This window comes from Corynebacterium auriscanis (assembly GCF_030408435.1).
Classification (GTDB): domain Bacteria; phylum Actinomycetota; class Actinomycetes; order Mycobacteriales; family Mycobacteriaceae; genus Corynebacterium; species Corynebacterium auriscanis.
On sequence record NZ_CP047046.1, the window covers coordinates 236,006 to 249,013 of the forward strand.

General features: G+C 58.3%; 11 protein-coding genes. 4 read left to right on the forward strand and 7 right to left on the reverse strand.

Features of this window, described 5'->3' with window-relative positions; genetic code table 11:
- The first annotated feature begins 93 nt into the window (after nucleotides 1-93).
- From CAURIC_RS00980 to CAURIC_RS00990, 3 genes are all read left to right on the forward strand, one after another.
- Complete coding sequence (locus CAURIC_RS00980; RefSeq protein ID WP_084588260.1) at nucleotides 94-1,590, forward strand: acyl-CoA carboxylase subunit beta; 1,497 nt, start codon at nucleotides 94-96, stop codon at nucleotides 1,588-1,590.
- Between the two features lie 298 nt (nucleotides 1,591-1,888).
- Entirely contained in the window at nucleotides 1,889-3,589 is a 1,701-nt protein-coding gene (locus CAURIC_RS00985; RefSeq protein WP_035115926.1) for an AMP-binding protein, read from the forward strand.
- 57 nt (nucleotides 3,590-3,646) lie between these two features.
- Nucleotides 3,647-4,447, forward strand: coding sequence for an SGNH/GDSL hydrolase family protein (locus tag CAURIC_RS00990; RefSeq protein ID WP_035115924.1), 801 nt, complete (start codon nucleotides 3,647-3,649; stop codon nucleotides 4,445-4,447).
- Between the two features lie 169 nt (nucleotides 4,448-4,616).
- On the opposite strand, the gene CAURIC_RS00995 is transcribed toward CAURIC_RS00990, so the two are convergent.
- From CAURIC_RS00995 to CAURIC_RS01010, 4 genes are read right to left on the reverse strand one after another with little or no spacing between them, the layout of a single operon-like run.
- Nucleotides 4,617-5,489 carry a hypothetical protein gene (locus CAURIC_RS00995; protein ID WP_290183003.1) on the reverse strand — a complete coding sequence of 291 codons (873 nt, stop codon included), beginning with the start codon at nucleotides 5,487-5,489 and terminating at the stop codon, nucleotides 4,617-4,619.
- Nucleotides 5,482-5,997 carry a DUF6114 domain-containing protein gene (locus CAURIC_RS01000; RefSeq protein ID WP_290183005.1) on the reverse strand — a complete coding sequence of 172 codons (516 nt, stop codon included), beginning with the start codon at nucleotides 5,995-5,997 and terminating at the stop codon, nucleotides 5,482-5,484. Before CAURIC_RS01000 ends, CAURIC_RS00995 begins: the two co-directional genes overlap by 8 nt.
- Complete coding sequence (locus tag CAURIC_RS01005; protein ID WP_035115922.1) at nucleotides 5,981-6,550, reverse strand: DUF6230 family protein; 570 nt, start codon at nucleotides 6,548-6,550, stop codon at nucleotides 5,981-5,983. Before CAURIC_RS01005 ends, CAURIC_RS01000 begins: the two co-directional genes overlap by 17 nt.
- 57 nt (nucleotides 6,551-6,607) lie before the next feature.
- A complete protein-coding gene (locus CAURIC_RS01010; protein WP_290183007.1) occupies nucleotides 6,608-7,807 on the reverse strand; it encodes an MFS transporter in 1,200 nt (399 codons plus the stop codon).
- Between the two features lie 98 nt (nucleotides 7,808-7,905).
- Here CAURIC_RS01010 and CAURIC_RS01015 point away from each other — a divergent pair, with 98 nt between their 5' ends.
- Nucleotides 7,906-8,808, forward strand: a complete 903-nt coding sequence (locus tag CAURIC_RS01015; RefSeq protein WP_282939395.1) for a LysR family transcriptional regulator — start codon at nucleotides 7,906-7,908, stop codon at nucleotides 8,806-8,808.
- 90 nt (nucleotides 8,809-8,898) lie between these two features.
- Here the strand turns inward: CAURIC_RS01015 and CAURIC_RS01020 are convergent, their stop codons facing one another.
- The 3 genes from CAURIC_RS01020 to CAURIC_RS01030 all read right to left on the reverse strand — a co-directional run bounded on the left by CAURIC_RS01020 (nucleotide 8,899) and on the right by CAURIC_RS01030 (nucleotide 12,928).
- Entirely contained in the window at nucleotides 8,899-11,007 is a 2,109-nt protein-coding gene (locus CAURIC_RS01020) for a PhoX family protein (protein ID WP_035115919.1), read from the reverse strand.
- Between the two features lie 125 nt (nucleotides 11,008-11,132).
- Nucleotides 11,133-11,684, reverse strand: coding sequence for a DUF3054 domain-containing protein (locus CAURIC_RS01025; protein WP_235700830.1), 552 nt, complete (start codon nucleotides 11,682-11,684; stop codon nucleotides 11,133-11,135).
- Between the two features lie 11 nt (nucleotides 11,685-11,695).
- A complete protein-coding gene (locus tag CAURIC_RS01030) occupies nucleotides 11,696-12,928 on the reverse strand; it encodes a lysylphosphatidylglycerol synthase transmembrane domain-containing protein (RefSeq protein WP_235700829.1) in 1,233 nt (410 codons plus the stop codon).
- Between the last annotated feature and the right edge of the window lie 80 nt (nucleotides 12,929-13,008).

Sequence of the window (13,008 nt, forward strand, 5' to 3'; positions counted from 1 at the left end):
TAAAAGAAGCACAATAACGTGAAACCACCGGAAGGAAACCCAGTGACGGAAACTACCGCCGATAAGTTGAGGGGGCTGCAAGAGCGCCTGGACATGGCGCAGGATCCGGGTTCGGAGAAAGCCAAGGCTAAGCGCGATGAGGCCGGTTTCACCACTCCGCGCCAGCGTATTGATGCGTTATTGGACGAGGGGTCCTTTACGGAAATCGGAGCGCTCGGACGCACACCGGGAGATAAGGAGGCTCCCTACGGCGATGGCGTGGTGACTGGTTATGGTCGTGTCAATGGGCGCGCTGTGGCCGTGTATGCCCACGACAAGTCCGTTTATGGTGGCTCGGTGGGTGAGACCTTCGGCAAAAAGGTCATGGAAGTTATGGACATGGCCACGCGCATTGGCTGCCCAGTAATCGGAATTAATGATTCCGGTGGTGCGCGTATTCAGGACGCGGTGACGTCCCTGGCGATGTACTCCGAGATCGCGCGTCGCCAGTTGCCGTTGAGTGGCCAAAGCCCGCAGATTTCCATCCTGCTGGGGCCCTCGGCTGGTGGCGCGGTGTATGCGCCGGTAACCACGGACTTTGTGATTGCTGTGGAAGGGCGTACGCAGATGTTTGTGACTGGCCCGGCTGTTATCGAGTCTGTGACTGGCGAAAAGGTCAGCATGGAGGAGCTGGGCGGGGCTCGCCAGCAAGCTCGCAACGGTAACGTCTCTTATGTTGCTGGGAGCGAGGAGGAGGCCTTTAACTACGTGAAGGACCTCATGGAGTTTCTGCCGTCGAGCGTTTTCGATGATCCCCAGGAATACTGGGCACCGTCGGATGAACTGACTGAGCGCGATTATGAGCTCAGCGACATTATTCCCGATGATCCGAATGCAGGCTACGACATCATGGATGTGCTGCTGCGCATTTTCGATGACGATAATGTGTTGGAGGTTCAGGACGATTACGGCTCCAACGTGGTGACGGCATTCGCGCGCGTGGATGGCCGCAGCGTGGGTGTTGTGGCGAACCAGCCGATGGTGTTGGCGGGGTGCTTGGATGCCGATGCGGCAGATAAGGCCGCGCGCTTCATTCGTATTTGTGATGCCTACAACATTCCGATTGTGTGGGTTGTAGATACTCCTGGGTACATGCCGGGCGTGGAGCAGGAGAAGCTGGGTCTGATCCACCGTGGTGCAAAGCTGGGTTTTGCCACTTTGGAAGCAGATGTTCCCAAGGTGACCGTGGTGGTTCGTAAGGCTTTCGGTGGCGGTTATGCTGTCATGGGTTCCAAGAACATGGGTACGGATATCAACTTGGCGTGGCCCACCGCGCAGATTGCCGTGATGGGTGCGGAGGCTGCGGTGGTCATGATGCAGGGCAAGCAGCTTGCGGCAATGCCACCGGAGCAGCGCCCGCTTGCCAAGAAGATGTTCGTGGATTTCTATAACGCAAACATGACCAGTCCTTATGTGGCCGCTGAACGTGGCTACCTAGACGCGGTGATTGAGCCGCAGGATACGCGCGTTCGTCTTCGCCAAGCGATGCGGCAGCTGCGCAATAAAACGGTTCTGGAACCAGTGAAGAAGCACAACATTCCACCTATGTAGCTGCGGGGGTGGGGCGCCAGAGGGTGCTCTTTTTATCTCGACGCCACCTAGTTTTCGCCCGTGGGCCATGGGGGATGGGGGCAGGCGATGCGTGGCGTCGAGTAACGCAAAGTAACTAATGTGACAGATGTGACGTAAGGGAAACTTAGGCGGTGTAACGTAATCGTGTAGTCCGCCGATGGGGGAAGCGTAGTGTCGCATGGCTTGCGTTACCCCGGAGGTGCGTGGTTAGCGCGCTGTTTTCGGATAGCCGCGCACAGCGACGATTGTGTACAACTCCCCGACTAGAAGGGCATTTATGCCGGGCAAGATGCAAACTGCAGGCAAGCTGCAAAACCTTAAGTATTTTGGTGAAGCCGCATGGGCGGAGGTTCATGCTATCGCCACGGGTGTAGGTACCGCATTGAATTCGGGTGCGGTGGTCAAGGGCGGTGGCCTGCGGATGAAGAAAAAGCTTGTGGAAAGCATTACGCGTTACGGCTTCACCGCGGCCCGGCAGGCGTGGTACGCAGCTGAGGTTGCGCCGAATCGCACGGCCATTATCGATGACATGGGTGAGCTCACTTATGCCCAGGTGCGGCAAAAGACCGAGGCATTCGCCCGGGCTCTGCAGCGCATGGGGCTGGGGCCGGAGAAGAACATTGCGGTGATGGCGCGTAACTCCCGCGTCATTCTTTACCCATTGATTGCCAAGGGGTTCATCGGCGCGAATATTTGTTTGCTGAATCCGGCATCTAGCCCTATTCAGCTGCAGAAGACCATTGAAGAGCTCGATGTGCATACGCTCATCATCGATGAGGAATTCGCCGGGCATCTGCCCGCGGATTACACGCGCGCCCAGGTGATTGTCGGACACGCGCAGGACTTACATCAGCCCAAGGCGCCGAATCCGGAGTGGAAGACCTTCCAGCAGATCATCGAGGAAGCTCCTACGGAGGAGCAGGAGAAGCTACCCGTCATCCCGAAGCGCGGCATGATTGTCATCATGAGCTCCGGAACCTCTGGTACACCGAAGGCCGTGGTGAACCGGGAGCCCCTCATCCCTACGCCCATTGCTGATCTGGTGACCTGGATTCCTTGGCGTGCGGAGATAATGGTTCAGCAAACAGCTTCGATGTTCCACTCCTGGGGTTGGGCAAACATCAATTTGATATTTGCTCACCGCGCGACCGTAGTGCTGCGTCGTGTGTTCGATCCCGTCCAGGCCATGGAGGATGCCGAGCGCTACAAGGTCAACGGCATCATTACTTCGCCGATTTTCATTAAAGAACAGCTGAAGGTCGCCCAAAAGGGGAACTACGATACCTCGAGCTTGGAGTTTATCGTGTCCTCTGGCAATGCAATGCACGAGGACCTGATCCGTGGGCTACATCAGCAGTTCGGGCCTATTGTGTGCAACTTCTACGGTTCAACCGAAAACAGTGTGGTAGCCATTGCGAAGAAGGAAGAGCTGGTCGATCGTCCGGCTATGGCTGGCCGTCCCGTGCGTGGTGTCCGGGTCAAGATCCTTGATGACGAAGGCAATGTGTTGCCACGGAACACTCCGGGCCGGATCTTCGCGCGTGGCACTTTGTCCATGCGGCGTTACGCCAACGAGCGGGACACCATGAACATTCAACGCGGCCTGCTAGAGATCGGTGATCGTGGTTACCTCGACGACGAGGGACGGTTGTTCGTGCTCGGCCGCGCGGATGACATGATCATCGTCGGTGGTGAAAACGTCTACCCGCGCAGTGTTGAGGAAGTGTTGGCGCCGATGCCGGGTATCCGCGACCTGTTTGCCATGGGTGTGGATGACGAGGAAACGTTCAAGCGCATGGCCGTATGGGTGGTCCGCGAGGATAGCCCGGAGGGTGAGGCGCTGACCAAGGAATCTATCCAGGAATGGGTCCACACGCATCTTGCGGAACACTCTGTGCCCCGCGAAGTGACGTTTATGGACGAGCTTCCGCGCAACCCAACGGGCAAGGTTATGCCCCGAATGCTTCCGAACGTCTAACTATTTTGTGCCTCAACAGCTAGAATTAATGAGGCCTAAATTCAATTGGAGAAAATCATGAAAAAATTTGCTCGTATTCTTACTGCTTCGGTGGCTGCAGCCGGTGCCGTCATGGGTGTAGCTCCTGCCGCTCAAGCAGCTCCTGGAAACACCGTGTTGCTTGGTGATTCCTACTTTGCAAACACTTCTTTCCAGCAGCTTTTCGAAGCGCGAACCAAGGGCGGCCCAAAGTGTATTCAGGGCTCCTTCCGTGTTGCTACGGAGCTGTCCCGCCTGACTGGTGCGCGCGTTGATGACTACTCGTGCAACGGCAAGGAACTGTACCTGGGGCGCGAGCCACTGGAGGCTCGCTTGGATCAGGCTATCCGCGACGGCAAGCTCAACCGCAACACCCGCAATGTGCCCATCATGGTTGGTGCTAACGACACGTACCGCACTACCGCTCCGATCGACAACCGTGCGGCTGCGCGTTCTTACGACCGCATCGCTGCGAAGATCAAGCGCGTAGCTCCAGGCGCCCGCATTCAGTTCGTCAGCTACCCGCACCTGACTAACGAGCGCGCTGGCCTGTGCCTGATTCGCCCTAACGGTTTGCCACCTATTGAGGCTCCATTCCCCATCGTGAAGGAAGCCGAGCGCCAGCTGTGGCGCCAGTCCCACGATGCTGCTCAGCGCAACGGTGGCGTGTTCGTGGACCTGCACCGCACCACCCGTGGGCACGATACCTGCCAGCCAGGTGGCAAGGCATGGGTTGCCGGTGTTCTAGATAACCAAACCCCGCGCTACAACCTGACCATGCACATGTCCCACACCGGTGTGACCAACGCAGCGAAGCAGATTGGTGCTGCGCTGCAGTAGTCACAGTGCTAGCTAGCCGACTTCGGGGGGCAAGTAGTGCCATGGGCGCAGGGGACCTGCTTTCCAAGGCTGCAGTAGTCACAGTGCTAGCTAGCCGATTTTGGGGGGCAAGTAGTGCCTTGGGCGCAGGGGGACCTGCTTTCCAAGGCTGCAGTTGTCACAGTGCTAGCTAGCCGATCCGGTTGCCCGCCCCCGCTACCAACCGATCGGCTTTCACGAAGTACGTGTCCATGGTGCCGTTGAGCATCACCAGCTGCTCCGAAAGGGCGTCTGGATTACCAAGGCCGATTTTTTTGGCCTCTTTTTGAATCTGCTTTGGCGCCATGGTGGCGTCGATGGTGAGAGGAAAAAGTGGCACCCCGGCTAGGCGAGGGGTAACGGTTAGCTTGGAGACAACAATGTGGAAGTTGCCCTCCAATACGGTCGTTTGTCCCACACCGGTGCGTTGCCAGATATCGCCACCGGCCGCCGCGGATTTCCGCGAATCCGGAAAGTCCACGCGCAGGTTCTTCAGTACGGCCTTATTTGCATCAATGCGGATGGCTGGCTGCAACCCCTGCGGAGTCTGCTGCTGCACCAGTGACAGCTTCACCTTGCCTAGCAGGGCAGTTTCATCGGATTTAATCGTGAATGTGCCGTTTTGCAGTGCCTTCATACCCGGAATGGGGCCCGGTGGTGTGAGATCCATGTGGTAGCGCTCAGGAATCTCCGGCGGTTTGAACGCCGGAGGTTTAGGTAATCGCGGTGGTGGTGGCAACGCCGGCAAACCGGGGAGCGGGTTCGTCTGTTGCTTACGTGGATGACGATCCTGCGGGCTCTGCTGGCCGTTCTGGTTGCCCTGCTTCGGCCCTCCCGGAGCGTTCTGTTGCCGAGGCTTGGTGCCGGGGTTGGTACCAGGAGCGCCCGGCACATTAATTGGAGGTAAACCGGGTAGCTGAAGCTGCGCCAAAGCTTCGGGGGCTGCAGCAGCACCGATGCCGAACACACCTGCGGCGACCATCACCCCACCGGCGATAGTTTTGCGCCTAGATAACTTAGCCATTGTGAGCCTCGAATTCCTCTGTCGCGGTGTTCTTCGTCACGGGGGCATCGGCTGCTTGCTCTGCCGTTTCCTCCTGATCCGCTGCTTTTTCTGTGGATTCTTTATCGACGCCGCCACGGTCCCTCTGGCCCGGGGCCCATGATAGGGCCAGGGCGCCACCAATCAGGGCACACAGTGTGCCGATCACAAAGCCACCAATGTTGGATAGTGGTAGCGCGACAATGCCCAAAATCATGGCGGCCACACCTGCGAGGAGCCGTGTTTCGGCCTTGAACCAGCACATTAGGCCACAGGTGATTAACAACGCGCCGATCAGTAGCGTGGACACGCCCGAGATTGTGGCGACCTGGATCACGATATTGGATACCTCAAAACTGAGGTACGCCGGGGTGATCATGATGATTCCGGAAAGAATCATGAATAGGCCAGCGGCAAAAGGGCGGGCTTTGCGCCAACGGGTGAAGCGGTTGGTGGTTTTCTCTAGGTCAGTTTTAGCAGGCTGCGTCATCTGGATTGACTAGGGAGATTTTGCTGCCACCAGCAGTCAGCTGGTCAGCAGAAAGGGACGAGGTGGAAATGGTCTGGCCTTTGGCGATAATGCGCTGGGCAGTTAGGCCCCATGAACCGGGCTCCGCCTTGTCATCCAGCTGGCTGGCATCCACACCAATCTGTGGTTTCTCCAACGTCAAGGCGCCGCCAATGTCCGTGGCGGCGATGACCATGTTTTTTGCGGTGAAGTTATCACCGGGAACCAGCATCTGGAAGCGCTTATCACCCATGCCTGGGATTTTGACTGGGGCAGTCATACAGACATCGGACACCCGCGCGTTCTTGATTTTCAGGCGCGAAACTGCCTCTTGGCCAGTATGAAGCTTGTCGGAATCCGTGAATAGGTTGAACCCTTCACCATCGAGGGTGCCGACTTTCATGTTAAAAATCGTGTTGGACAAGGCCAAGTTGGCTGAAACGCCGCCTTGCGCAACAGCGACTCCCATGCCGGCAGTGGCGAGGAGCCCAGCGCCCAAGACGCCGGCGAAACGAAGTTTACGTGTGTATCCCATATGTGCATAGTATCGTTTTGCAAATTGCACGTCTGGAGAATAAAAGAATAATCTCTTTTAGCTTCCAGATTTCCTAGTATTGCCCTGCTTGGACAGCGACAACGCAATGAGGAACGACACGCTGACGACCACCACAATCCAGGTCACGAAAACCGCCCATCCAGCGTGGAAGAAGTATCCGGAGAACCATCCCATCAGCGACGAACCCAAGTAGTAGCTGAACACATACAGGCTGGAAGCTTCCGCCCGATCGTGAGTGGCGATTTCACCTACCCATGCGGAGGCTGCGGAGTGCGCAGCAAAGAATGCTGCCGTAAATAACAGGGAACCTAGGAGCGTGGAAGGTAGCGTCGGAATAAAAAGCACCGCGAGCCCCACCGCAGCCAGAAGAGACGAGCTGGCGACCACCCGCGCCCTGCCCCACTTGGAGACCAACGCACCCGCGCGGGCCGAAGACCAGGTACCCGATAGGTACATCACGAAGGTGAGGGCTGCTAAAGAAGCGGGCAGGCCGAAACTTTCGATAAGGCGGAAACTCAGGTAGTTGTACAGACTGACGAACACGCCCATCAGCAAGAACGGCAATGCGAAAAGACGTAAAAGTACGGGGTTATGCAGATGGCCGCTGATCGCTGAGAGCTCGTGACGCCACGTGATGGCCTTCGGTTGAAACGTCCGTTGGGGCGGGATGACGGTCGCGGTGATTATTGCCATAGCGACGGCAAAAACGGCGCTGAGCAGCACCGCCTGCCGCCAGCCCATGAAGTCCAGCGCGATGCCCGGTATGAGGCGACCCAACAGCCCACCCAAGGTCGTGCCGGAGATGTAGAAACCCATCACGCGCGGTAGATAACGCCCATCGATTTCCTCGGCCAGGTAGGTCATGACCACCGCAGGCACGCCCGCGACGGCGATACCTTGCAAAAAGCGCAGCCCGATAATCGCCTGAATGCTGGGCATGCAACACAACAGGAGGGATAAAGCGGTCGCTGCCAACGCGGATACCTGAATCACTCGGCGGCGACCAAACCTTTCGCTCACCACACCCGCCGGCAACACCGTCAAGGCCAACGCGCCCGTGGTTGCTGAGACCGTCAGCGCGGTGATTGTGGGGGAGACCTGGAACGAGTCGGATAGTGCGGGCAGAATAGCTTGGGTGGCATACAGAGCGTTGAAGGAAGCCAAACCCGCGCACAGTGCTGCGATGAGGGCGCGACGGTATCGGGGGTCGGCCGGGGTAACTCTGTCGGAATGCATGTAGTCGATTGTGCGCCATCTGCGGTGTTTCGCATAATGCAATGAAATAATCGTTTAGTCCAGTAATGCGCATAACTTTTGTGTCAGAATGAACCATCATGAAGCACTTGGAATGGTTCCTTGACCTCGCGGTAAGCCAGAACATGGTGGACTCGGCGCTCAGCCTGGGAGTGAGTCAATCCGCTTTGTCCCGAAGGTTGTCCGCGCTGGAGGAGGAAGTGAACGCGGAGCTGTTTGACCGCAGGGGACGGCACCTCATCCTCAACGAATGTGGGCGGGCATTGGCCGCACATACCCGTGACGCACTCGAGAGCTGGGAGCGCGGTGTAGCCGAGGTACACCGGCTGATGGACCCCGAAAAAGGCACAGTGCGTTTGGACTTCATGCATTCGCTGGGCACGTGGATGGTGCCGGATCTGTTGCGCTCCTACCGCGAATTGCATCCGCAGGTGGAATTCAAATTGGTGCAAGGCGCGGCGCAGACGTTGATTGATCACGTCTTGGATCGTTCCGCCGATTTAGCATTGGTCGGGCCGAAACCCGCAGGGTTCGTGGACGCGGGAGAGCTCAACTGGGTGCAGCTGACTACACAGCGTTTGGCTTTGGCCGTTCCCGATAACCACCGGTGGGCGGGGCGGAAATCCATCAGCATCGCAGAAGCGGAGGCGGAACCGTTCATTGCCATGCTGGAAGGCTATGGCACGCGGATGTTGCTCGATGATCTCACAGCCGCGGCGGGATTCCGGCCACGGTTGGTGTTCGAGTCGATGGAGTTGACCACACTCGCGGGACTGGTTTCCGCTGGCTTGGGGGTGGCAATTCTGCCCCTTGGAGATCCGAACTTGGTGATTTCGGGCATAACAATGCTCCCTCTCACGGAGACCCGTGAGAGGGAGTTGGGCATCGTATGGTTGCCGGGCACCTCACCGGCCCCCGCAGCCGATGCATTCCGAAACTTTGTGACGGATCGGCTGGCGGGTGGCGCGTCGGCGTCGAGTTAAAAGGTGCTGGCGAACTACAGACGCCGGCGGGTTAAAGGCGCCGGCGAGTTCAGGACGCTAGCGAGTTAAGGCGCCAACGAGCCAGAATGCCTAAGCACCGATGGTGCCGAAGTCGTCCTTCCAGACCACAACGGTGGAGGGCCGAGGAGCGTTCTTGCCTCCATCTGGCCAGTGGGACTTGGCATCTTCCAGCTTGGCATTCTCATCATCGTCCTCACCAGGGTGTTGGACGTTGACTAAAGCGCGCTTTTCGAAGACCAGCGGTCCGCAGGTTTCCGCGCCGACGGGCACGGTGAGGAACTGCTTGGTCAAGCCACGAGCATCGCCTTCCAGCGCCACTGCGAACAGGCCATCGTTGGACTTCAGCGCATTACCATCGGTGGAGATCCACAGGTTGCCGAAGGAATCGAAGGTGACGTTGTCTGGGCAGGAGATTGGGGAAACCTTGGACTTATCGAAACCACCGAAGTAGGTTTCTGCCTCGGATGGATCACCACACACCAGCAGCAGGTTCCACTTCATGTCTTCGCCAGTGTGGTTGTCCTCGATCTCCAGGACCAGGCCGTTCTTGTTTTCCTTGATGGGAGCGACCTCGGCGATGGGAGCGTCGTCCTTGTCTGGGCGATCGGCGCCACGGTACTTGTTGTTGGTCAGGGCACAGTAGACCTTACCGGTAGTTGGGTGTGGCTCGATGTCCTCTGGACGGTCCATCTTGGTGGCACCAACCTTATCGCCGGCTTCTCGGGTGTAGACCAGAACCTCTTCGCCGGTCATGCCATTAACGTGGCTTTCCACGCTACCGTCGGCCTTGGCGGTGGCCAGTTTGATCCACTTACCGGTGCCGTCGTACTTGCCGTCCTCTGGCAACTTGCCGGATTCCTTGAAGTCCTTGGAGTTGCCCTCGAAAGTGCCAACGTACAAGGTGCCTTCGTCGAGGATCTTCATGTTCTCGGCGCGGTCTGCATCGGTCTTGCCACTGCGAACCTTGCGTGAAGAAACGAACTTGTAGATGTATTCGAAGCGGGAGTCGTCGCCGGAGTAAGCCACTACTGTGCCGTCGTTGGTGACGTGAATGTTCGCACCCTCGTGCTTGAAACGGCCCAAAGCGGTGTGCTTGACAGGGGTGGATGTGGGATCCCAAGGGTTGATTTCCACTACCCAGTTGAATCGGTTTGGCTCGTTTGGCTCTTTGCGCACGTCGAAGCGGTCATCGAAGCGCTCCCACTTCCGCGCGGTTTCCTTGTCTTCGATGCCGTAGCGCTTGAGATGCTTGCGGACCTTCTCGTCCTTGACTTCTTCGCCACCGGCGAAGTACTGGTCGATGTTCTCCTCACCGGAGAGCACAGTGCCCCATGGGGTGACGCCACCGGAGCAGTTGTTGAAGGTGCCCAAAACGGTCTTGCCAGAGGGGTCTTTCTCGGTTTTCACCAGCTCGTGGCCAGCCACTGGGCCGCGTAGTTCGAACTCGGTGTTGCCGTGAATACGACGATTGTACTTGCCCATGACGGGCTTCAGGCGACCGTCCTTGTCGTTGCCTTCGACTTCGACAACGCTCATGCCGTGGTTGGCCAGCTCGATCGCGACTTGTTCTTTGGTTGGCTTCTTTGCGTCGTACTCCCGGAACATCTGCTGCGGGGTGGTGTACTCGTGGTTGCACACCAGCAGGAAGCGGTTCTTTTCGCCCTCAATGGGCAGCAGCGCGGCGAAATCGTTGTTGAAGCCGTACTGCTTCTCGGCAGCTTCTGCGGTCTGGTTGTCGATGTCGAACTTCGGTGCGCCCTCTACGACAGGGTCGCCCCAGCGCAGCACAATATCGCTGGAGTAGCCCTTGGGTACGACAACTTCGTCCTTGGTGTTTGGTTCCACCATGTCGAAGTTCAGGCCCTGCGGAGTTGCCACGTCCTTCGCGGATTCGGAGGCGCTGGCTGTGGAGCTGCTGGAGCCAGCGGAAGAGCCCTTGTCGTCCGAGCACGCGGCCAAGAAGGACGCGCCACCGACGGTCACCATTGCAGCGCCACCAGCGCGCAGCGCAGAGCGGCGACTGAAGGTGGCCTTGACAATGTCACCGAAGTAAGTGTTGTCGGATTCGTTCGGAACTGGCTTAGAGCAGGCATCTCCACACTTGTACACACAGGTGCGGTGGGAACGGCCGGACGTAAAGTCCATGTTCTTCAGTAGGTTAAGCCCCTTCAGGCCCATGGCATTCTCCTCAGCAGAAAACGTGCAGTGATTGACTTGCTTACTGTAGGAAAAGGAATCGAACTGCCGGTTTCGCCAAGGTGTATTTCTTGTTAACCTACCGCTGTCGGGGGTGGTTTGGTTGCTTATTTATCGACGCCCAGCGCCGCGCGACGAGCGCGCATGCCGGTGATAACGCGCCACCCCAACAATAAAAGTGCGCCCATAATGCTGGCGACGAGCATGAATGACCAGTGAGGTACGCCCCCGTGACGCAGACCCCAGATCGCTAGGCCCGCGACGACGGTGCACAGCCACACAATTACGCCGCTGCCCATGGATGTTGCGCGCGCGGTCTTCCCCGTAATGGCCAGCAACAGCCAGCCCAAAGCGGTGCCGATGAGGAAGGGCCATAGGGTTTGCAGCCACCCTGCAACGCTGAGTGGCATGTCCTCCGATTGGTGGGCCACCCGTGCGAACAGGGCGAACAGCGCCACGCCCAGAATGTCCATCAGTAGAGCAGGCGCAGGCGAGGTCCGGGGGTGTGCCCCGCGCTCCACGCGGGCGCGGTTGTGTGGTGTGGCGGCGCGGTCGGCAGTGGTGGACGCGTTGCTAGAAGTTCCAGCGTGTCCGGCAGCAGCTGCGGAGTTGCCCGCAGTGGTGGTTGAAGGGTCAGGAACAGAATTGGCGTTGTCCATGTTTGGTGAGTTTACCGACCGTCGCGGATAGTGCCATCCACCGTCGGGATGGCCCCGTTGGTCTTCGTGGTGGAATCGGCTGCGCTTGTCTCCGCACTTGCGGTTGCAATCGCATCAGTGCCGCCTGCGCTGGTATCGCTTACCGACGCTGCACGTGCCGTAGTGCCCGCGTCCGCATCAGTGGTGCCTTGCATGGGCGCAGCTGATTCGCCCGTCATCCCGTCTTTGGCGACCTTGGAAAACTGAGCGGTGAAAAAGACGATCCAGCCCACGATGGTCAGTCCCACAAAACTGATCATGCGGAAGCAGATCACGCTGGCGAAAGCCTGCACGGAGGTCATGGAAGCCACACCTACGAGGCTTGTTGTCAACGCCACATCGACTGGTCCTAAACCACCAGGGGTGACTTGGGCTTGACCCACCAGTTTCGCCGCGAGGAAACTCAACACCACACCTGCGATCGGTGGTTCCGCCCCCACGGCATAGATGCACCCCAGCAGACACAGAATCTCGAAAACCCACTTGGCCATAGAAGCAGTGATGCTGATCGCCAGCCTGGGGAGGGGCAATTGCACTGTGGAAAGCTGCTCTGCCAGGCCAACTAATTTTTCTTCGAAGCGATCTACAGGCTTGTGGCGCCACCGGTTGTAGGCGCGCAGACGTGCACGTAACCACCGTTCCATCTCATGTGGATGAGATGCGACCCAGTTGGTTGCCAATGCCAATATCACTAACGCCGCCAGGCTGAATAGGGCTGTGCTGAGATCAAATTTCCTCCCGATAAAGAAAACAGCACCAATCGCTAACAGCGCCATACCGCCACCAGCCAAAACCCCAGACAGCACTAGGTACCAGCTGGAGATGACGGCCGTTGCGCCCCATTTCATCTGCTCGCGGAAGATCATCGCCGCAGAGATTGCGGGACCACCGGGGAAAGTGGAGGAAACCGAGTTCGCTGCCAACCCCAGTGCGTTCACGCGCAACCGGCTTACTTTTACCCCGGCCGAGCGCATCAACACCACCATCACCTCGGCCTGAGCCAGCATGGCCAGCCCCATCATGGCTGCTGCTTCCCACAGCCAGCGATCGTCCGCGCGAATCATCTCGCGCCAACCATCGCCGATGAAGTGCAGCTGGTCGCGGGCCGCCACCAAGATCGCTACCAACAGCAGTAAAGAAAGCACCGCCCGCACCCATGGCCGGCGGAGGAAGGCGAGAATCGCTTTGCCCTTACTCTGGCTCAACGGCGCATCCTCCTTCCTTCGTTCGCACATTCTTGAAGTGCGTTGCTTCCTTACGGTCCCATCGATTGTGTAGCACGATA